Source organism: Acinetobacter sp. YH16042 (assembly GCF_013417245.1).
GTDB lineage: Bacteria > Pseudomonadota > Gammaproteobacteria > Pseudomonadales > Moraxellaceae > Acinetobacter > Acinetobacter amyesii.
In genome coordinates, this window is record NZ_VPEJ01000013.1 from 13,210 (window position 1) to 33,898 (window position 20,689).

At 39.5% G+C, this 20,689-nt stretch carries 18 protein-coding genes; 11 read left to right on the plus strand and 7 right to left on the minus strand.

Annotated features, from left to right (window positions below):
- Window positions 1-7: 7 nt before the first annotated feature.
- The 4 genes from FTV37_RS10385 to FTV37_RS10400 form a co-directional block, all read right to left on the minus strand.
- Entirely contained in the window at window positions 8-1,762 is a 1,755-nt protein-coding gene (locus FTV37_RS10385; protein ID WP_180063799.1) for a bifunctional alpha/beta hydrolase/class I SAM-dependent methyltransferase, read from the minus strand.
- A gap of 47 nt (window positions 1,763-1,809) precedes the next feature.
- The gene (locus tag FTV37_RS10390) at window positions 1,810-2,445 is read right to left on the minus strand and encodes a CDP-alcohol phosphatidyltransferase family protein (protein WP_168378667.1); all 636 of its coding nucleotides are present in this window, start codon (window positions 2,443-2,445) and stop codon (window positions 1,810-1,812) included.
- Between the two features lie 90 nt (window positions 2,446-2,535).
- The gene (locus FTV37_RS10395; RefSeq protein WP_180063800.1) at window positions 2,536-3,144 is read right to left on the minus strand and encodes an acyl-CoA thioesterase domain-containing protein; all 609 of its coding nucleotides are present in this window, start codon (window positions 3,142-3,144) and stop codon (window positions 2,536-2,538) included.
- Window positions 3,104-3,427 carry an acyl-CoA thioesterase II gene (locus tag FTV37_RS10400; RefSeq protein WP_180011871.1) on the minus strand — a complete coding sequence of 108 codons (324 nt, stop codon included), beginning with the start codon at window positions 3,425-3,427 and terminating at the stop codon, window positions 3,104-3,106. The genes FTV37_RS10395 and FTV37_RS10400 overlap by 41 nt, the downstream gene beginning before the upstream one ends.
- A gap of 154 nt (window positions 3,428-3,581) precedes the next feature.
- Here FTV37_RS10400 and ybaK point away from each other — a divergent pair, with 154 nt between their 5' ends.
- The gene (gene ybaK / locus FTV37_RS10405; RefSeq protein WP_168378703.1) at window positions 3,582-4,049 is read left to right on the plus strand and encodes a Cys-tRNA(Pro) deacylase; all 468 of its coding nucleotides are present in this window, start codon (window positions 3,582-3,584) and stop codon (window positions 4,047-4,049) included.
- A 125-nt stretch (window positions 4,050-4,174) separates the two neighbouring features.
- Here the strand turns inward: ybaK and FTV37_RS10410 are convergent, their stop codons facing one another.
- The 3 genes from FTV37_RS10410 to FTV37_RS10420 are packed head-to-tail and all read right to left on the minus strand — an operon-like array spanning window position 4,175 to window position 5,803.
- Window positions 4,175-4,666 carry a hypothetical protein gene (locus tag FTV37_RS10410; RefSeq protein ID WP_168378665.1) on the minus strand — a complete coding sequence of 164 codons (492 nt, stop codon included), beginning with the start codon at window positions 4,664-4,666 and terminating at the stop codon, window positions 4,175-4,177.
- On the minus strand, window positions 4,659-5,255 hold the full coding sequence (locus tag FTV37_RS10415) for a hypothetical protein (RefSeq protein WP_168378664.1): 597 nt from the start codon (window positions 5,253-5,255) through the stop codon (window positions 4,659-4,661). The genes FTV37_RS10410 and FTV37_RS10415 overlap by 8 nt, the downstream gene beginning before the upstream one ends.
- A gap of 5 nt (window positions 5,256-5,260) precedes the next feature.
- Complete coding sequence (locus FTV37_RS10420; protein ID WP_171525891.1) at window positions 5,261-5,803, minus strand: PAAR domain-containing protein; 543 nt, start codon at window positions 5,801-5,803, stop codon at window positions 5,261-5,263.
- Between the two features lie 537 nt (window positions 5,804-6,340).
- On the opposite strand from FTV37_RS10420, the gene FTV37_RS10425 reads away from it, so the two are divergent.
- The 10 genes from FTV37_RS10425 to mtlD all read left to right on the plus strand — a co-directional run bounded on the left by FTV37_RS10425 (window position 6,341) and on the right by mtlD (window position 20,615).
- Window positions 6,341-6,610: a hypothetical protein gene (locus FTV37_RS10425; RefSeq protein WP_168378663.1), complete on the plus strand. Its 270-nt coding sequence runs from the start codon at window positions 6,341-6,343 to the stop codon at window positions 6,608-6,610.
- Between the two features lie 590 nt (window positions 6,611-7,200).
- Window positions 7,201-8,985 (plus strand): IucA/IucC family siderophore biosynthesis protein, encoded by a 1,785-nt coding sequence (locus tag FTV37_RS10430; protein WP_180063801.1) that lies wholly within the window; start codon window positions 7,201-7,203, stop codon window positions 8,983-8,985.
- Window positions 8,978-10,435: a lysine N(6)-hydroxylase/L-ornithine N(5)-oxygenase family protein gene (locus tag FTV37_RS10435; protein WP_180063802.1), complete on the plus strand. Its 1,458-nt coding sequence runs from the start codon at window positions 8,978-8,980 to the stop codon at window positions 10,433-10,435. Before FTV37_RS10430 ends, FTV37_RS10435 begins: the two co-directional genes overlap by 8 nt.
- Complete coding sequence (locus FTV37_RS10440; RefSeq protein WP_180063803.1) at window positions 10,435-12,270, plus strand: IucA/IucC family siderophore biosynthesis protein; 1,836 nt, start codon at window positions 10,435-10,437, stop codon at window positions 12,268-12,270. Before FTV37_RS10435 ends, FTV37_RS10440 begins: the two co-directional genes overlap by 1 nt.
- 54 nt (window positions 12,271-12,324) lie before the next feature.
- Window positions 12,325-12,957 (plus strand): GNAT family N-acetyltransferase, encoded by a 633-nt coding sequence (locus FTV37_RS10445; protein WP_180063804.1) that lies wholly within the window; start codon window positions 12,325-12,327, stop codon window positions 12,955-12,957.
- Window positions 12,954-13,346, plus strand: a complete 393-nt coding sequence (locus FTV37_RS10450) for a hypothetical protein (RefSeq protein ID WP_078190999.1) — start codon at window positions 12,954-12,956, stop codon at window positions 13,344-13,346. The genes FTV37_RS10445 and FTV37_RS10450 overlap by 4 nt, the downstream gene beginning before the upstream one ends.
- Entirely contained in the window at window positions 13,322-14,593 is a 1,272-nt protein-coding gene (locus tag FTV37_RS10455) for an MFS transporter (RefSeq protein WP_257221052.1), read from the plus strand. The genes FTV37_RS10450 and FTV37_RS10455 overlap by 25 nt, the downstream gene beginning before the upstream one ends.
- A 15-nt stretch (window positions 14,594-14,608) precedes the next feature.
- Window positions 14,609-16,876, plus strand: coding sequence for a TonB-dependent receptor (locus FTV37_RS10460; protein ID WP_180063806.1), 2,268 nt, complete (start codon window positions 14,609-14,611; stop codon window positions 16,874-16,876).
- A 111-nt stretch (window positions 16,877-16,987) separates the two neighbouring features.
- Window positions 16,988-18,208, plus strand: coding sequence for an MFS transporter (locus FTV37_RS10465; protein WP_180063807.1), 1,221 nt, complete (start codon window positions 16,988-16,990; stop codon window positions 18,206-18,208).
- A gap of 235 nt (window positions 18,209-18,443) precedes the next feature.
- Window positions 18,444-20,615, plus strand: a complete 2,172-nt coding sequence (gene mtlD, locus FTV37_RS10470) for a bifunctional mannitol-1-phosphate dehydrogenase/phosphatase (protein WP_180063808.1) — start codon at window positions 18,444-18,446, stop codon at window positions 20,613-20,615.
- Window positions 20,616-20,689: the final 74 nt, after the last annotated feature.

Here is a 20,689-nt window from a genome sequence, read left to right on the forward strand (position 1 = left end):
TCCAAGCTTAAATTTTTTGTGCAACGGAAACGGTGAAAATACCAAACTCATCAATAACTTGATCGATTTTTTTGAAACCAGCTTGCTCAACTAATGTATCCATTTCTGCTTGTGAGCGTAAACGCATCACCCATGCATCTCCTTGGCGATGTGAGGTCAGGGCACGGGCGATAAATTCTTGTTGCGGATGCCAAATTTGACCTGTGTAGATGAGATAACCATCTTTCTCAATGGCTTGACTTAAGCCTGATAAGGACTGTCTAAGTAAATCATTATCACTAAATAATTCGTATAAACCTGAGACCACGGCTAAAGTCGGTTTAGGTTCAACACTGGCTAGTGATGTGGTATCAAAGGCATCCGCTTCTACAAATTTGGCAATCTGGCTTAAACCTCTTTGCTCAATCATTACTTGACCTGCTTGTACATTGATCGAGCTGTAGTCTCTAAGCAGGATGGATTCAGGATGCTCAGGCAGTTTTTGTACAGCATCTAAAATATAACGGCCATGACCTGCTGCAATATCCATAATCCGTACTGCGTGTTGGGCATCATGTAACTTAGAAGCATATTTCGTTAATAGTGCTTCAATATTTTGTTTTCTAACGCGAATACCACGCCAACCAATCGCATTTAAATATTGTCGATCGATGATGTTACCAAGAGCATTTTGGCTTTCTGATTTATCTCTGTAGACAAAATCTAAGGTACTGCCGGAGTCATATCCTGTCTCTTCACCAATTTTTAAACCCTTGGAAAAGAGACTACCAATTTTAAGATTTTGTTTGGTTAAGCTCCAAAATGCATGTTTTAAAGAATGCTTTGGAAGCGTTGAACTTAAGGTTTCTGCTACAGCACAGCTCGGGCCAATTTTATCGGCATCTAAAAGTTTAGGTGCGGAATAGGGTTGTTTAAAACATTGTTGAATAAAGCGATGGATTTTATCTGTGGCGATTTTGCGATGTTTTTCACCCAAAGTATCATGATAAAAACCATCTAAGACGTGAAATTCCTTCAATGGATGAGGGAGTTTTTGATAAAACGCCAATTGCGGTTTTTGATGCACCACGTAGTCAGATCCTGAACATAAGACTTGAGTAGGAACAAAAATATTTTGTGCATCTTTAACGATTCGATCTGACGCTGCATATAGACCCAGCAGCATCCGGACTGATATGGCCCGAGCGATCTGCGGGTCTGTTTCATAACTTTGCGCACGTGCAGTATCGTGCGTCAACATTTTGGCTTTGACATAACTATTGATAAAAAAGTTGCCGGCGAATTTGTTGAGGAGTGTTAAGCCGGGTTTTGCAAAAGGCACATAGAGTTTGATGTCAAATGCAGGCGAGGCAAGGCATAAAGCACGAATTTTAGGGGCATAATCATGCACCCATGTCGCGGCTAAAACAGCGCCAACGCTTTGAGCTACAATTGCTATATTTTCTGATCGAATTTGGTAATTTTGTTCTATATGCTGAACAAAATATTGAATGTCTTGAACGCATGCAGAAAAGCTCGGTGCATCTCCTCGTTCACCAGGAGTATTACCGTGACCTCGCGCATCCCAAGCGAAAAAATCAAAATCAGGCAAATTCAATTCATTGACCAAATGCGCCATTCGTCCCGAATGTTCATGGCCACGATGAAATAAGATCACCGCTTTTTTCTTACGGTTGCTTTTTAAACTGCTATTTTCCCAATGTTGATAAAACAAGGATGTTCCATCATGGCTCGTAAAGGTATGCTGAGTATTGTTATACATTGTGTTGTTCTCAAAATAATGAATCGACTGACGATCTAAACTGAAATTTATTGTGGGTTGATAATGCTATTTTTAATGCGGTTATAAATCGTAATAAATAATAAAAAGATGGTAATAATCAAAATACTATTGCAGATAAGAGACAATGTATTTAAGCCAACATTCAATATAGAAGAGGTCACGATGATGACGCAGATGATGCTAAATACAAAAGCGCGGTCACTTTTTCCCATTGGACCATCGTAACGACGTTCTTGCCCCACTAATGGCGCCATCACACCGGTATATTCGGCAAGTATGGCGAGAAAACAGGTTAAAATAAGTAATTCAGCTTGAATAAAAGCAAAACAAATTAAACTAAAATAGAGTGCTGAGTCGGAAATCACATCACATAATTCATTATAAAAAGCACCGAGTTTGGATTGTTGGTTGAACTCACGTGCCAGCATGCCATCTATGGCATTGAAGCCCATTCGAATAAGCATCCACACGGGGAAAATCAACAGTAAAATGCCAATACCGTTGTGAGAAAAATAGATATAAATAAAAAATGCCACAGCTAGCGAAATGAACATTGCCAGTAGTGTTACTTGATTTGCTGTAATACCAAGATGATGAAGTGATTTAACCAAAGGTCGAAGCAGGTTTTGAAATGCAGGCTTAAGCTGGTAGATCGAAGGCATATTATTGTTATAGCGGTATGATTTGCATGAATTTTATACGATTGATGCTTAACTTAACAAGAATTTGAATGTTAAAGATTGTCACAGGCCTCAAGATTCGCCTGTATAACGCATTAAGTTTTCTTGTGTAGTACTTGCGACTAATTTTCCATCTTGCCACATTTGTCCATGACTAAGCCCACGTGATTGGGAGGTTCGGGTGGTATTCATGTCATAGAAAACCCAATCATCCACCCGAAAGGCATGATGATAATACATCGAATGATCAAGACTAGTTGCGATGAGTTCAGGAGACAGATAATTTAAACCATGTGTTTTGAGCGCCACAGAATATAAATTATAGTCTGAATAGTATGCTGCAATGGCCTGATGTATATGAAGTTGGTCAAATTGTGCATCCAAGGCATCATGGAGTTTTAAATATTCTGCATATTGATTTTGATTTAAGACAGAAGTTTGACCGGACGGTGGCAAATCTGTCAGCACGTATTCAATTGGTTTAGATATAAGCTGAAAAGGCTGTAAAAATGTGGATAGATATTCAGGTGAAATAGATGATTGGATTTGCGATTTATAGAATTGCTCTTCTTTGAGCATAATTGGTGGAAACTGTGGGATCAGATCTGGTTCAGGTATTTGATACTCCATACCCGTTTCGTTATTCATATAGGACAACATCACCATATATTGGTTTGCCATGCTGTATGGCGGTCACTTGTCGTGTAGAAAAACTATGGCTATCACGTAAATTTTCGACTTTAAATAAGACGGGCTGATTTGCATGACCCGCAGAAATAAAGTTGGCATGTAAAGAGTGAAGTGGGAGCGTGCAGGTATAGGATGCACTGATTATACTCTGAGCAAGTAATTGTCCACCAAAAATATGGTCACCAAACAGAGGTTTGCTCTGTGCCAAAAAGTAGCCCTGATCTTTGGGCACTACAGTTAATAATTGGATGAGGTCTTGAGTCAGCGTTGTCATATTTTTTTGAAATTTTTGCTTTGTTTAAATGTATTCAACTCAAACTTATTGCACAAGTCATGTTCATGAAAAATATAAAAGTGTTCGCCGGTCTTTCTAGAATAGGCTTATAATCGAGTTTTCCTAGTTGTCCGAATGGAATGACGAAAAAGCAATGACACCTGCATGTAAACTCTTAAAATCTAATAAAATCGACTTTACAATTCATGAATATGATCATGACCCAGAAGCAAAAAGTTTTGGTTTAGAAGCTGCGGAAAAACTTGGTTTAACCGTCGAAGAAGTGTTTAAAACCTTGATGGTTACGGACGATAAAAATTACTTTGTTGCCGTATTGCCTGTGGAGTTTCAGCTGAATTTGAAAAAAGTGGCCACAGCATTTGGCTGTAAAAAACTAAAAATGGCAGACCCAAAAGATGCAGAGCGTTTAACCGGTTATTTGGTTGGTGGTATTAGTCCAGTTGGACAGAAAAAACGCTTAAAAACTGTGATCGATGTTTCTGCACAGAACTTAGCTAAAATCTATGTGAGTGGTGGTAAGCGTGGTTTGGACATTGGTTTAAAACCCGAAGATTTAGCAAAAGTTTTGGGTGCAAACTTTGCTGATGTGATAGATGTCTAAACGGAGTTTATGATTCCCTAAAATCAATTGAATTTTACGGTGTTACTTACAATATTATCCACTATTCCCAAACCACTAAAATAACAAAAGCCGCATTGAGCGGCTTTGTAGTTCGATGACACATCTTAATTAGGGATATTTGAAGGAGAAATCACACATGAATACTCGAACTCTCCGGGTTTAGTCTCTTTAAGTAAGTTTTCCCAAGAACTATTCTTTGTTTTAATCCAACTATAAATATCTTCATAAAATTCAGGATTGAGATTAGCTTTTTGAATATATGATTTATTTAGAAGAAATTTAGTCATCAAACACATTGAATTCAGCTCAATTGGATTTCTATTTTTTTCTAAACTAAAATTATTTTTAGCTTCAACTTCGTATTTTCTCAGCATAGTTGCTTTGAGTAGTGTTGATTTAAATAATTCCATAGTTAAATCGTTAGGAGGTGTTTGATTAGCAAGGGCAAAGAGATTTCCATCAATTCTCAACATAGACGGGAAAAAGTTTGCCTGTATATCTAATTCTTGCTGAGGAGACGGTGAAGATTTACATCCTGTTGTTAAAATACTACTAAAAATGAGAATACTTATAAACTTTAAAATTTTGTTACGCATCTGGGTGAATTCCTTGTTCAGCTAAAACTTTTAACATTTTAGGATTGTAATCTTGGTTAAAAAGCATTTTGTACATATTGCGGTTGATCTTTTCACCACCTCTGAGCATCTGTAGTTTGGCAGCACCAGCTAATACTTCCCCTATATTAAGATCATCTAATGTGCCTTTTAAACCAACTAAATCCTGAATAGCAAACGTTGTACCAAATCTAGTTTTGAACTCATTGCTCTTAAACTCTGCAACGATAAGTGCTGCTTCTTTAACAATGTGTTTTCTTAAATATTTCTGAAATAAGACGTACATTCGAGTGTGGTATCCAGTAGTGGATATTAAGTTTTCAACATCTGAGACATCATTTTCTAATCCGAAACGAATGGCTAAAGCATATTCTAATTTATTTGTATTATATACATGTTCCCACATATGACTTGGCATCATAAAGTTATACGGTTGTACTATCTTTCTATTAAACTCTAATAAACAAAATGGTTGTCTAACCGAACAGCTTTCAACCTTATCAGGAAAGCCGGACCAAGCTTTAGCATTTCCTGGAACTGAATCAGTATTTGGTCCTAATGTATCACTCATAAAATTTACTCAAATGGTTTCATAGGTTTTGATAAATCAAAGGTTTCAATCTGCACTTCAGATGGTTCATAACCGATCTCATGAACTAATGTTTTACCATCACTACCAGTAAAGTTTTCAATCTTTTCACCATTTGGGAGCGTTAATATATAAAAATAATTACTTAATGGATCTCTAGAAGTTTCATTTTTAAATTCAAATTGGGCTGTATAAACTTGTTGACTATCCATAAAGCTGTTGTTAGATGTAGTAGAGTTATAACTTAATATTGAACTATTAATTCCGCCATTTTGTTTTCCAACTAAATTTTGACTAGGTAAAAATGTAGCACCACAGGTAGTTTTATCTCCTGCAACTATCATGGCCTTGCCATTAATAACAACAAGGTTATTGCTTGCTATTGCTGTAACTATTGTTTTGCATTTAGGACAGAAGTGTTTCATGCCCTGAAGATGTGAGGCTTTTCCTTGGATAACAAAAGTATTATCTACTTCGGTTACAATTCCGCCATGAGTAGTTTTATCGCCAATTGTTATTACGGCTTGCATTATGTATGACTCGTTTTTATATCGAAATTAAAAAATAGAAAGTGAATGTTATCTGTTAGATTTAGTTAGTTCTTTTTGGTTTTTGTAAAATTTCGATAAGAGTTGAGCTTGTACAGGGTATCTGCAATAGTGGATGAATTGATACTCATTCATTAAGTTCAAAAGCTCGTCCCAAAAGTGGATTTTTTGTATAAAATATACGATAGAATAATATTAAGCTGGCAACCAGCGTTGCGGATCAGTTTAGCAAGGAAACTTGTGACACTCCCGACTTTAGAAGCGTTGCACATTAGAGCTCAAAGTAATGTGGGCTTTTTTGTTGTTTTCAGATTTAGCTTTGAATAACGAAAATGCATGAAGTTACAGAAGTAAAATTTAGTAAAACTTCATGTTAGAGGTTAATTCATTAACAGTGCTTAATTATATTTAAACGTAAAAAATACCTATAAAAATAGGTATTTAAAATCCGACTAAAACAGTTGTATTTTAATTTAAAAGCTGTAATTTGAAAGAGCGATCTAATAAAGAGACAACAAAATGCCTTATTCAAATACTAAAGCGATTATTGAGCAAATCTATAATTTTGTATTAGAAAAACATGGTTTAGCGTCTAAAAGTCGATTTATGCAGTTATCGATTTTCTTTAAAGAATTACATGAAGGGGATGAGTCAAAATTTACCGCAGATAGGTCTTTTTATTACAAAGGAATATTTAACAACAGAGAAAAAAGTGTATTTGCGAATGCTGCGCCAGACTTTTTTGATAAGCACAAGTTTTTGGATTGGGTTGTTAAATCAATTGATTGATTTCAACCCAATCGTTTGAGTACATATTCATCATTCATGCTGTATAGCCAGTCTGAATAGAAGATATGGATCAGAAATCAGTAGGTGTTTGTTATGAAATACATGCTTATAGTCAATAAAGATGCATGATCAGTATGATGCCAGTAAAGTCTTCAATGATTAAAATTTAACTGCACATTTCGTTCTTTGATTTAAATAAAAGCTTGGTTCAAAGCAGAATATAAAAACCCATGTAAAAGACATGGGTTTTTAGTTTAAGTTGCACAATGTGATAATATGGCTAAAAAATAAGCAACATGATTTATTTGTTCTATGCTAAATGAGAAAATTATCATTTAGTTCCATTTCAGAAAATTGTATAAATAAAAACAGAAAAGTTCATATCAAAAAAATTAATTTTTAAATACATAGAGATAAGACCAAATTTGCAATCCTGTAGCAAATCTTCACAAAAATGCAATTATTAACAATAATGATTATCATTAACATAGTTTCACGCTGGCCAGCGTACTAAGCATGACTTGCACAGTTAAAGAAACATAATTACATGACAAAGCTTGGAAAAGCTTAAAAATAGAGGATATGGTCAGATGAAAGAGCTTGCTAATCGCTTGGCGATGCAGCATCTTGTCAATGCATACTCACAAGAAACCGGTAAAGGTATTTTGCTGGAAAAGTATCAACAGAATTCATCACAATTGACGTTTAGCCAAGGCTTGACGTTGTTATGCATCCCTTTAGATTGCATTCAATCACAGTTATTTGTACCACTATCTTATGTCAGCCTTGTTGGTAGACATCGTCTTGCAGATCTCCCATACGTTTTTAATAAAGGACAGAAACTGTCATTTAGTATCACCGCGATCGCGAGTTTATTGCTTGAACAGCTCGTACAAGAGTCAGGTCATATACTGGATGCTTCATCATTATTAGAGCGTTGGATCGAAAGTCGTGAAGCGCTTACACAATTTTTGACACTACGTGAACATGATTTAGAGGTCTTGGTCCAAGCGGAACAAAGTTTCATTGAATCAGAACAGGCCTTAATTTTAGGGCACAGCATGCATCCTGCACCGAAAAGTCGGGTTGGTTTTGTGCATGAAGATTGGGAAAGGTATTCGCCAGAAGCCAAAGGTCTCAGCCAACTGCATTATTGGTTGGTTGCTCCAGAATATATTCAAGAAGGTTCAGCTTTAGATCAAACTGTATCAACGCAATTGAAAAGCGAATTGCAATGGCATTTATCAGAAACAGATCAAGCACTGCTCAATGCCTATTCGCATTATAAGTTATTACCTTTGCATCCTTGGCAAGCACGCTATTTACAGTCAAAAGCATGGTTTAAAAACTTAAAAACCAAATTAAAAATTATCGATTTTGGCGAGAAAGCTTGGTCATTTTCCCCAACAACTTCGGTACGGACTATGGCAAGTTTTGCAGCGCCGTGGATGTTAAAACCATCACTATCTGTAATGATCACCAATTCAATCCGAGTCAACCTTGCCAAAGAATGCCACCGTGGTGAAATGACCCATCGACTTTGGCATTCAAGTCTTGGTGAACGTATTTTAAAACAATGCCCAACGCTCAAAGCGGTGAATGATCCTGCATGGATGGCATTGAGCATAGATGATGAAATCGTCGATGAAACTATTTGCATCTTCCGTGATCAGCCTTTTAGTGAAAAGCAGCAGGTGAGTTGTATTGCATCATTGTGCCAAGATCATCCTGCACAGCCGATAAGCCGTTTTAATGCCTTATTTGAACAAATCGCAAAACAACAACCTGAACTTGATCAAAGCGCCATTGCGATCAATTGGTTTAAACAATTCTTAGCTATCAGTCTAAAACCACTGATGTATTTGTATCACCGATACGGAATGGCTTTTGAATCACATCAGCAAAATGTCTTACTTGAGCTGGAACATGCAATGCCTAAATATCTATGGCTGCGTGACAATCAAGGCTTTTACTATATTGAAGAACTAGCAGGTGAAATCTTAAGCGCGTTTCCAGAGTTGCAAGAAAAAGCGCATGCCGTGGGTTCAAAAGCCTTTGTCGATGAGCGCTTTAGCTATTATTTCTTTGGCAATACTTTATTTGGAATCATCAATGCAATTGGTGCAACTGGATATGTCACAGAGCAAGTGTTGATATCGATATTGCAAAATGAACTGTTGGACTTACATCGGGCATATCCAGAAAGTTCATTGATTCATTCATTACTTTATCAGCCGACCTTGCCGTATAAGGGTAATCTGTTGACGCGCTTGTATGAGCTGGATGAATTGATTGCCCCAGTCGATCAGCAATCGGTTTATGTACAGTTGCCAAATCCTTTATGTGTGGAACAGAAGGATGTGCAATATGCTTGATTTTATTGGGATAGGCTTAGGGCCATTTAACCTTAGTTTGGCGAGTTTGCTACATAAGCAAAATCATTTGCAGTATCAATTTTTTGAAAAGAAACCACAGTTCGACTGGCATGCGGGTATGCAATTGCCCAATACAGTACTGCAAGTGCCGTTTATGGCCGATCTGGTTTCCATGGTCGATCCAACCAGTCCTTTTAGTTTTTTAAATTACTTAAAGGCGCAGCAGCGTTTATACAAATTCTATTTTTTAGAACAAGCTCAGATTCCTAGACGTGAATATAACCATTATTGTCAATGGGTTGCAGACCAACTAGAGCATATTCAATATCAATCAACCGTAAAAACCATTTATGCCCAAGAGCAAGGCTTTGAAGTCATGGTTGAGCAAGATGGACGTTTTAGACGTTATCAATGCCGAAATTTGGTCATTGGTTCGGGTAATGTTCCGCATTTACCACAGTGTCTAAAAGACATACAACAGCAATATCCGGAGCGCTGCTTACATTCTGCAAATTATTGCAATGCAGCGTTAAATCACATGAAAGGGAATGTGGTTGTACTGGGATCAGGCCAGTCTTCGGCCGAAGTCTTTATGGATCTGTTTGATCGTCAATATTTGCAGGATCAGACGACAACAGCGCAGTTTAAATTGCATTGGCTGACCCGTTCTAATGGTTTTTTCCCGATGGAATATGCGCCGCTGGGTTTAGAGCATTTTAGTCCGGATTATACTACGCACTTTTATCAACTAAGTCCTGAAAATAAAGCCGAACAACTGAAACAACAAGGTTTGTTATATAAGGGCATCAGTGCAAAAACCATCCGTGATATTTACCAAAAACTATATCACCGGAGTATTGGTCAAAATATTCAACAGACGCATTTACATGCTCAGGTGGGTTTGGTCGATGCCGAGCCTCATGGTGCGGGCATCCGTTTGCAGTTTCAGCATAAAGTCACGGCAGAACAATTCTATCTAGATGCGGACTTTGTCGTGGCTTCAACGGGATATCACAGTCCAGAGTGGCAATATCTCAAATATCTAAAACCACTGATTCAATGTGATGAATTCGGTCGCTGGAAAATCAGTCAGGACTACCGCGTACAGCATGACGCTGTTGGGGAGATCTTTGTTCAAAATCAGGAAATGCACAGTCACGGTGTCGGGACTCCTGATTTAGGGTTGGGTGCTCACCGTGCAGCGATCATTGCCAATCAATTATTGGGTTTTGACTTATACGATTTAGGTGATCAAGCGCAAAGTTTCCAACATTTTTCACCCAGTGAAAATGCTGAAATGCACAGTATGGGCATTGTAAAGAAATCAGCGCCAACCAATATCCAAAGACCATTTTCCGTAAAAAAAACCATTGCCAACTATGCAATGAACCGCAATACAACAATGCCGAATAAGCAAGAACAGAATGCGGTTAAACTCGAGAAATTATAATGACATTTGCAAAATTACAGATAAATCAAACGCAGTGGCGCCGTGCAGGGCAAAGACTGATTGAAATGGCGATTGCTGAATTTTTATATGAAGAAATTATTCAAATTCAGCCAGTGGAAAATAACACTTGGCAACTCAATCTGGATGATAAAACGTATCAATTTGAAGCGACTCAGTTTCTGCTTGGGCATTGGCGTATAGTTGAAGGGAGTGTTCGAGATTTAGGTGATTCGACAGCACAGCCCGCATGGAATCTACATGAATTTATTCGTGCCTTTTCAAATCAAGCTGAAGTGAAACCTTTTACCAAGGCCTATTTGATTAAAGAAATGAACAATACATGGTTGGCTGAAGCACATGTTTTTGATGAGCAAAGATTGCTGAGTCAGGCTGTGCTGTCAGCGCCACACTATCAAATTGAAGGCATGTTACGTGGACACCCATGGCTCATTATGAGTAAGGGGCGTATGGGCTTTGGCTATGATGATTATTTAAGCTCAGCACCAGAGATTTCTCCAACAGTCAAAGTCTTGTGGTTAGCTGTTCATCGTAATTTAGCTGAGTTTCGTTCGACCGAGGCTTGGGATGCGAAAAGCTTATATCGCCATGAATTGAATTCTGCGCAATTACACGATTTTCAACAGCAATTGGCGGACAAAGCCGTAGATGCTGCTGAGTATTATTTTATTCCTGTACATGCGTGGCAGTGGCATCAGTGGTTAATCCCGACCTATGCCAATGAAATCGTTGATCAGCGCATTGTTGAATTGGACATTGGACAAGATGACTATGTGCCAATGCAATCAATTCGTACCTTATGCAATACCAGTCATCCTGAACGGCATTATGTGAAGTTACCTGTCAGTATCTTTAATACGGCGGTATATCGAGGTTTGCCTTCAAAACGAAATTTAGCTGCACCTGCGGTGACCGCTTGGCTGAAGGACATTCAACATCATGATGTAGACCTGCAAAAAACTCAGGTGGAGTTTTTGGGCGAAGTCGCAAGTCTCACTTTGCAACAGCCGTGTTTTGATCAGATAGACGGTGCGCCTTACCAATTTAAAGAATTGTTTGGTTGCTTATGGCGTGAAAGTGTAGAGCCTTGTATCGGTGAACATCAGTTAGCGCTTTCCCAAGCAGCATTGTTGCATCGAGACCTAAACGGTCAGTCTATTTTATCCGTGTTGATTCAGGCTTCAGGTTTGACGCCTTTGCAATGGTTGAAGCGTTTTGCCGAAGTTTGTGTAACACCGTTACTGATTTGCTTATACAAATATGGTTTGGCTTTTTCTCCACACGGTGAAAACACCATGTTGATCCATGAAAATGGTTTACCGAAAAAAATGGTGCTGAAGGACTTTATTGATGATGTCAATTTAGTTGATGAAGATTTTCCAGAACTCGAAAATTTACCACCTGAAGGGCAAATTTTACTGCGTCATCCTGCTGAAGAACTTAGTCACTTTATCTTTACAGGTTTGTTCATGGTGCATTACCGCTATATCTGTAATGTCTTCCTTGAAGATTATCCAGAGCATACAGAACTTGAGTTTTGGCAAACCATCTCCACCGTGATCGACGAATTTCATCAAGCACATCCTGAATTGGCAGATCGTATTGAAAAATTCAGTATGTTCCGTCCAAATTTCGAGAAAATTTGTCTGAACCGCGTTCGGCTGTTTACCACCAGTTATAACGACGAAGCAGAACGACCAGTACCTGTATTTTTAGATCCAATTGCAAATCCTGTGAGTCCAAGCACTTTAAATCAGTGGGCGAAACAACAGCATACCGCCGAACAGAAAACGACAACCAATCGTATTGCGTCATAAGCAGATTTTTGAGCTAAGAACAGAAAAGATTAAATAAATTTAAAGGACGACATCATGACAACGTTATCACGACAACTACCTGATTTTTATGAATACTATGAGAATGAGACGCAATACTACTTACGACAAATGCAATATCCACAAGATATGGCTTTGGTTCATAAATGGATGCATGAACCGCATGTGATTCCACAGTGGCAACTCAATAAGTCAGAAACTGAACTAAAAGTGTATTACGAAAAAATGCTGGCAGATGATCATCACCGAATTTTGATCGTAGGAGTCAATGGTGAAGACGTGGGCTACACAGAGATTTACGAAGGAAAACGGGATCGATTAGGTTTGTACTACGACGGTGATGAGCTTGATCTAGGTTGGCATTTGTTATTTGGTGAAAAGTCCGTTTTTGGTAAAGGCTATTTACGTCCCGTCATGCGTTTATTGAGTTTTTATATCTTTGAAAATGCCGCATCAGCCAAGATTGTGGGAGAGCCTGATCATAGTGTGAAGCCTTATGCCGTCGTGGTTGAAGACATGTGCTATGAAGCGCAGCGCCTAATCCCAATGCCTGAAAAGACCGCCATGTTGTATTACTGCTTTAGAGAAACATTTTATTCAAAATTTGGTCATTACTTAAACGACTCCAAGGCATTTCAGCATCAGCAACTAGCTAAGGCGGTGTCATGAGTTATCGCTGCACCCACATGCACATACTGGACATGCGCTTTTCAGCGCATGTTTCAGTGGAAGAGTTTGAACAATGGTTGACTCAAGTTGAGCGCTTTTTTCTGAAAAGTCAGCCCTTTGTTTTGGTTATGCAAACGGCTGAGGGAACGACTTTTCCTGAAGAATATCGGCAAATACAGGCCGTTTGGTACAAGAAGTTTAAACATCTCTTTTTTCAATATTGTTTGGGTCTGGTGCGTATTGCGCAAGATCCAGATGACTTCAAACGTTTAAATACACCCGCGCTGCATGCAGCGTGGCGTGTGCCTTATTACGTTTCATTAGAACAGTCTGATGCGCTGCAATGGGCAGTGCAGAGGTGGATATGCAACAACACTCAAGAAAATTAAATCATGCAATTTCACCATCTCAAATTTCAGTCCTGAGTTTGAGCGTCGTGATTATTTTGTACTTAGCACATGCATTGCCTTTGTATTTTTACAATGTGGCTTTGCCTGCCATTTTACGACATCAAGGGGTAGATTTACGCTGGATCGGCATGTTATCGCTGCTTTATATTCCATGGGCATTCAAGTTTTTTTGGGCGCCTTGGATCGATCAGCTCTATGTCAAAAAACTCGGTAAACGTAAAACATGGCTGTTGTTTACGCAAATCGCATTGGTACTGGGGGTACTGGTTTTAGCCTTTACGCAGTTTTCTTATGGGCTGACTTTATTTGTCATTGTTGGTTTATGGATTTCAACGTTTGCGGCAACGCAAGATATTGCGATTGATGGTTATACCGTAGAGAAATTTACCGAAGGCAATTACCGTCTGGGCAGTATGGCACAGAGTATTGGGGTGGCCGTCGGTAGCATGCTTGGTGGCGCTGCAACTTTATGGATTTACCAATATTGGGGTTGGCAGTCAGCGCTCACAACTTTAGCGCTGCTGACATTTTTAACCATGTTTGCTGTGTTTTTTATTCAAGAAGAACCACAAACTCAAATTGCCAAAGCCAAACCAAGCCTACGACAAGCGTTTAAACGACCTGCGATTCGTTGGGCCTTGCTGCTCATCGTTTGTTATCGCGTGGTGGAAGCACCCGCTATGGCAATGCTGAATCCCATGTTGATCGATCAAAAATGGTCACTGTCTCAGATCGGGGTGTTGATGTCTGTGGTCGGTGCCGGTGTCGGTCTGATTGCAGCTGTTAGTGCAGCTGTATTGCTGAAAAAAATCAAAGCGACGCAATTGTTGGTCTGGGCAGGATGGTTACGTACATTGCTATATGCCGTCATTGGGGCAGCCGTTGTATTGGAGTGGTTGAATCAATGGCATCTGCTTTTAGGTCTATTTGTCGTGTTGATGCTAGCCATTCGTTATATCGCCATGACATCACTCTATGCCTATTTCATGCAGACCAGTTCTAAAGAACAGGCGGGTACCGATTTCACCATATTAGTGTGCTTTGAATTGCTCGTTTACTTCATTGGCGGTGCATTTTCAGGCTTTCTCGCAAAATCATTAGGCTATGGACATTTTTACTTGGTATTGGCAATTGGCTCAGTAATCAGCGTCTTAATTAGTCAGCGCATTGTTTTAAAAACACAAAATTTTAAAACTCAAACACTTCCGACTCAATCGGAACTCTAAGAAATGGAAAAGAATATGAAACGTTTAGCTCTACCGATGCAACTGACGTGTCTCAGCCTTGCAATTTGCACTCAGCTTTATGCACAAGACGTCACAACGGACACAGCACAAAATACTGCAGTTGAAACACAAACTGCAGTAGCTACTAAAATGGCACCGATTGTTGTGACGGCAACTCGTTCTGCGAAAAGCATTGCAGATATTGCGGGTACGGTGTACAGCATTCCTAAAGAAGAAATTGAAAAACAAGCCAATGCAGGTAAAAGCACAGCTGATATTGTTGGTTTATTGGTGCCATCACTGACTCCATCGAGTGGTACAACGTCTAACTATGGGATGACCATGCGTGGACGTGTGGTGCAATACATGATCGATGGTGTGCCGCAAACGGGATATCGTGATGGATCTCGACAACTGGCGAGTATTAGCCCGTCGATGATTGAACGAATTGAAGTGGTCTCTGGCGCAAGTAGTATTTATGGTTCAGGTGCGACAGGCGGTATTATCAATATCATCACCAAACGAGGTGGATCTGAACCGCTGAGTTTTGAAACGAAAGTCGGTGTTACTTCTGGTAATAACTTTAAGTCTGATGCTCTGGCTTATGAAGCTGCACAAACCATGAACTTTAATCAAGGCAATTTACGCGGAACTTTAGGTGCAAGCTATACCAAACGTGGTGAAATACAAGATAGTCATGGCAACCGTATTGGACCTGAAATTGCACAAACAGACCGTCAAGATACCGACACTTTAGATCTAAATGGTCGTGTCAGTTGGAAAATTGCCGATGGTCAAACGCTGAGTTTTGGCGCGCAATATTATAATGATGAGCAAGATAGTGACTATGGCCCTGACTATGGTCCAAATTTAAATGCGCTGCGCTCACAGCCCGTGGGTGGCAAGCTGCCGTTGTCATTAAATGCGGTAAAAGGCTTACAACTTGCTGAACAACCACAAACTGAACGTTATAGCGTCAACGCACAATATGAAAATCAAGATATTTTAGGCCACCGTCTAAACGCTGAAACCTATTATCGAAATGAAAAAGCACGGTGGTTCCCATCTGCACGTCAAATGGCACCTGAACTCTTCTTGGTGTATCAGTCAGAAACCGATATCGATGTTTTAGGCGCGCGTGTTGCTCTACAAAAAGATCTTAACTTAAATGGTCGTGAACTGGGTTTAACCTATGGTGTGGACTATGAAAATGAAAAAGATCAACAAAATATCCAAATGTATGACAGCGCAACGTTTATTCAAAGTAATGGTTTGAGTTATCAGCCGTTTAACTACTATGCCTTTGGCCCAGATGTTGAAACAGAAAAACTTGGCGTATTTGCCCAAGCGCAATATGAATTAACCGACCGACTTGGCTTACAAGCAGGCATTCGCCATGAACGTGTAGAAAGCGATGTCGATTCATCTGTGCCTTATATGGAAGCAATTACTGCAGATTTAACCCCAGGTTATGTGGCGAAAACACTGAATGGCGGCAAAGTAAAACATGATGCAACGCTGTTTAATGTTGGCGCGGTGTATCACTTAACAGATGCACAGCAAGTGTTTGCCAATTTCTCACAAGGTTCAAACTTGCCCGATGTGCAACGTATGCTGCGTGATGTGCCAGCAAATTCTGTGATTAATAGCCAAACCATTGACCCGATTAAAGTCAATAACTATGAACTCGGTTGGCGTGTACAAAATGCCGGTGGTTTAAATGCAGGAGTGACAGCTTTTTATAATGACTCAGATAAAAGCCTGAAATTTGGTGCGCCGAATTACACCATTGATGTTATTGATACCGATGAACGTATCTATGGTGTCGAAGCCAATGCCAGTTATGAAGTTCAACCAAATTGGACTGTTGGCGGCACAGTTGCATATACCACGGGTCAATTTAAAAATACCCAAGGTGACTGGCAAGAGTTGGATGCCATTCGTGTAGCACCTTTAAAAGGAACAGCATTTTCAGAATGGCAATTTGATAATGACATGAGCCTACGTGTTCAAGCTTTAGCGATTGGCGGTACAGACAAAGCCCAAAAAGACGCTGTGAAATATGGGTCTGCTCCAGCAGCGGCAATTAAAGGCTTTGCAACGATGGACGTGATTGCCAATGCAAAAGTAGGACCGGGTAATGTGGGCTTTGGTGTCTACAACGTGTGGAATACGGATTATAAGTCGGTATACAGCCAGTCGGTTGAAACTGTCTATGGCCCAATTTCTAGCCTAGCAGCTCAAGGTCGTACCTACGGTTTAAGTTATACGGTGAAATACTGATTTAAATCCTGAATCGGGTTTAAAGCACGGTATCGTGACTTACAAAATAGAGGTGGCTTAAGTCACCTCTATTGTTTATAACGTAGCCATTAAAAATGGGTAACAAAAATAATGGATCGAAATAACAAACTGTTTATTGCTGCCAGTCTTGCCAATGGTGCAAGTTTCTCGATGATATTGCCGCTGTTGGCGCCATTGGTTCGAGAGTTAAAGCTTTCTGAACTACAAGGCGGAGCAATGGTTTCCGTCGGTGCGCTGCTGATGGCTATCGGTGCGATTTACATTTCAAAAAATCAATCCAAGTTTTCGATTTATCAACTGTTGAGTATCGGTTTTGTGGGGATGGCTGTGACATGGGGGCTATTTACTGCAGTGTTGATGTATGGCCTTTCTGTTCAGATAGGGATGTTGTTGCTGTTTAGTTTATTGATGTTGTCACGTGCAGCCACTGGGGTATTTATGGCGATGCCACAGATTGCCTTGCAAACTTATGTGATGACTCGTTTTAACAATGAGCAGCAGCGTTCACAAGCAATGTCAAAATTCGGTGCATTAAACAGTGCAGGCGTGATCATTGGTCCATTTCTAACAACCTTACTGTTGGGCTTTGGTGGAATCATGACGCCGCTTTGGGCAGCAATCATTATTTTAGCGTTGATTTCTGCGGTCTTGGTGTTCAGCTTTGACCGACATACCGAACAGCATAGCGTTGAAAAGCCAGTGACAGAAAAGCATGAGTCACCATCTACGGATTTGAGCATTCAGCAATGCTATCCATGGTTAATGTTGGGATTTAGTCTCTATCTTGCCATCGTGACCGTAAATTTAACGGCCGGGTTTTATATTCAAGACCGCTTTAATATGACTGCTGCAGAAGGCGCAGTGCATTTTGCAGAATGTTCTCTTGTCGTCGGTATTGCTTTGGTGATTATGCAAACGCTGATTTCTAAGTATTTAAATTGGTCCGTATATCGCTTACTGTGGGTTGGGCTGTTTAGCATGGCAGTAGCCTTGCTGATTTCGGTTTTCACCAATGAATTACGGATATTTCAAGCCACGTACCTGTTATATGGTATATCGGTAGCATGTTTAATCCCTGCATTTACAACGGGTGCAGCGCAAACGGCGCCCAGTGCGTTACAGACTAAGGTGGCAAGTTGGTGTACAGCCACTCAGGCTTTGAGTTTTGTTGTCGGGCCACTGATTAGTACGGGTTTATACCAGTGGCACAAAGAATTTCCGTATTATTTTTTATTTTTAGTGATGCTTGGTTTAATCGTATTCTTTTTATTTCAAACCAAAACTCAAACCGTGAAGCGAGTAACTGAGTGAAATATGCAGAGACTTGTATACTTACTTCAATAGGTCGGTGTGAAGATAGGCCTATCCTGACAACAGTGGGTTTTGATTACATGATGTTACTTGATCAGCGATTGATTTTACAAAATAGATTTTAAAAGCAAGCTTTTTGATTAAAAAATAACCACAATTGTTTCATTAATTCTCAAAGTACTGAATCAATAGTTTTCTCCGTTATTCTTTTCACATAAAAAATAACGGAGGTTAAATGCTTAAATTTAATAATGATTTGGTTCTGGGCGCCATTTTTGATATGGATGGAACAATGTTTGATACTGAACGTTTACGGTTTCAAACATTGAAACAGGCATCTCTTGAATTGATCGGTGTTGAGTTTTCCGAATCATATCTGATGAATTGTTTGGGGCTAAGTGCACAAAGCGCGCATCGATTGGCCCAAGCCGAATATGATGAAAACATTCCATACGCAGATATTCGCAAACGTGCAGATGAATTAGAGCTGGAGCATGTTCGTCAGTTTGGTGTACCGATCAAAAAAGGCTTGGTTCAAGTATTAGAACGCTTACGCAAGTCAGGACTACGGATGGCTGTAGCAACATCGAGTCGCCGAGCAATCGCAGAAGAATATCTCATCAATGCCAATGTGTATAAGTTCTTTGATGTCTTAGTCTGTGGTGATGAAGTTGAAAATGGTAAACCGCATCCGGAAATATTTATACGTGCTGCCGCAAAGCTGAATTTAAGTCCTGCTGATTGTTTGATGTTTGAAGATTCGGAAAATGGTGTGACTTCAGCCTTTGACGCTGGCGGTATTACTGTACTGTTTAAAGATATTAAATCGCCCAATGAAAACATGCTGTCCAAAGCCAAATATTATTATGAATGTATGTATGACTGCTTGACGGAACTTGACCCGTTCACTGCGCATTTAGAGATGCCGCATGTGCAAGAGGCTTTTCCACAAACACTTAATCAGCTCACTGTCGGTATTCATGGTTTTGGGGCGATTGGTGGTGGCTATTTAGCTCAAATTTTGTCGCATTGGGATGGTTATACTCGCCCGAAAAAAATCTATGCATCGACTCGTAACCCTTTATATCGTTCTGCGGTCAATGCATTTGGTACCTATAGTATTCGCTATGGTCAATTGTCTTATGACGAACGCGTTGAAAACATGGCAGTCATTGATGCTGAAAATATTCAGCAGATGCAAGAAATGTACACGGAGTCGAGTTTAGTTGCCATCTGTTTGCCTGAAAAAGCGATTGCGGAAGAAGCCAAAACCATTGCGCAAGGCCTGTATGCACGACATATTGCACATGATGAAAAAGCCATAGAACCCCTAACTATACTCATCATTTTGAATAAAGTCGGGGCAAAACAATTATTAATGTCACATTTAAAACAGGCTTTAACTGAGCTTGCAGGGGCGGTCGTTGCTGAGAAAATTATACAACAACACTATTTTTGCGACACCGTGGTCAACCGCATGGTATCTAAGTTAAGTGACCAAAACTTATATCGTCAGCTCCGTATAAAATATAATATCTTCAAACAATTTCAATTAGATGAAGTTGAAGTGAATGCTCAATTAGACTTAGAAGATGCGACGAAATTAAATCCTGTTCAGGAACGTCAAGCCACTTTATATGTTGAGGATATGCGCCGAAATTTCCACCCAAGTCATATATTGCAAAGCATGGATTTAATTTTATTTAACGCAGAATCTGACATGCCGATCTATGTAGAAAATAACAGTCCTTTGTTAGAAAAAATGCGTCAAATGATTTTGGTCGATCATATTGAAGATATCCAGTTAATAAAAAATCGCTTATGGAATGGTGTACATGCCATGTTGGCTTGGAAATCCGTATTGTTAAATCATCAAAACATAGGTGTAGCACTTGCAGATAATCGCATTGAACAATTTATGCATGAGCTCATTGACGAGGTACAGGCTGGTTTAGCACGATGCTTACCTAATCGTGCTTTTGATTTAACACGACTGGCAGAAAGCTTTATAAACTCTTGTGAACATGCGTATAAAGATCCATGTGCGCGTGTGGCACGAGATCCTTTACGTAAACTTGCAATTAATGAACGAGTGTTGGGCTCGTTGGCGACCAATGTGAAATATGGACTGGAGACAACACATCTACAACAAGGGATTGTCTATGGTTTGATGTATGCCGTGAGTGTAAATCAATGTTCGATGGATCAGGTTATCAACTTTATCCAGTTGCAATTTTCAGAACTGAAAAAGACAAACGAGCTTGAACAACTGGAACGTATTGAACAGATTGAGGCCAATGTAATGATACAGTTGCACCATTTTTCTGATCAGTCCACAGAGCAGTTCACATCTTGGAAAAACCATGCTGTAACGCAAGATCAGAAAGATACTGTGAAATTTGCCTAAAATATAATGCTTATCTGTGCGCAATGTATATTGAATCAAAATGCTGAGTATGACTCGGCATTTTTTTCTTACAA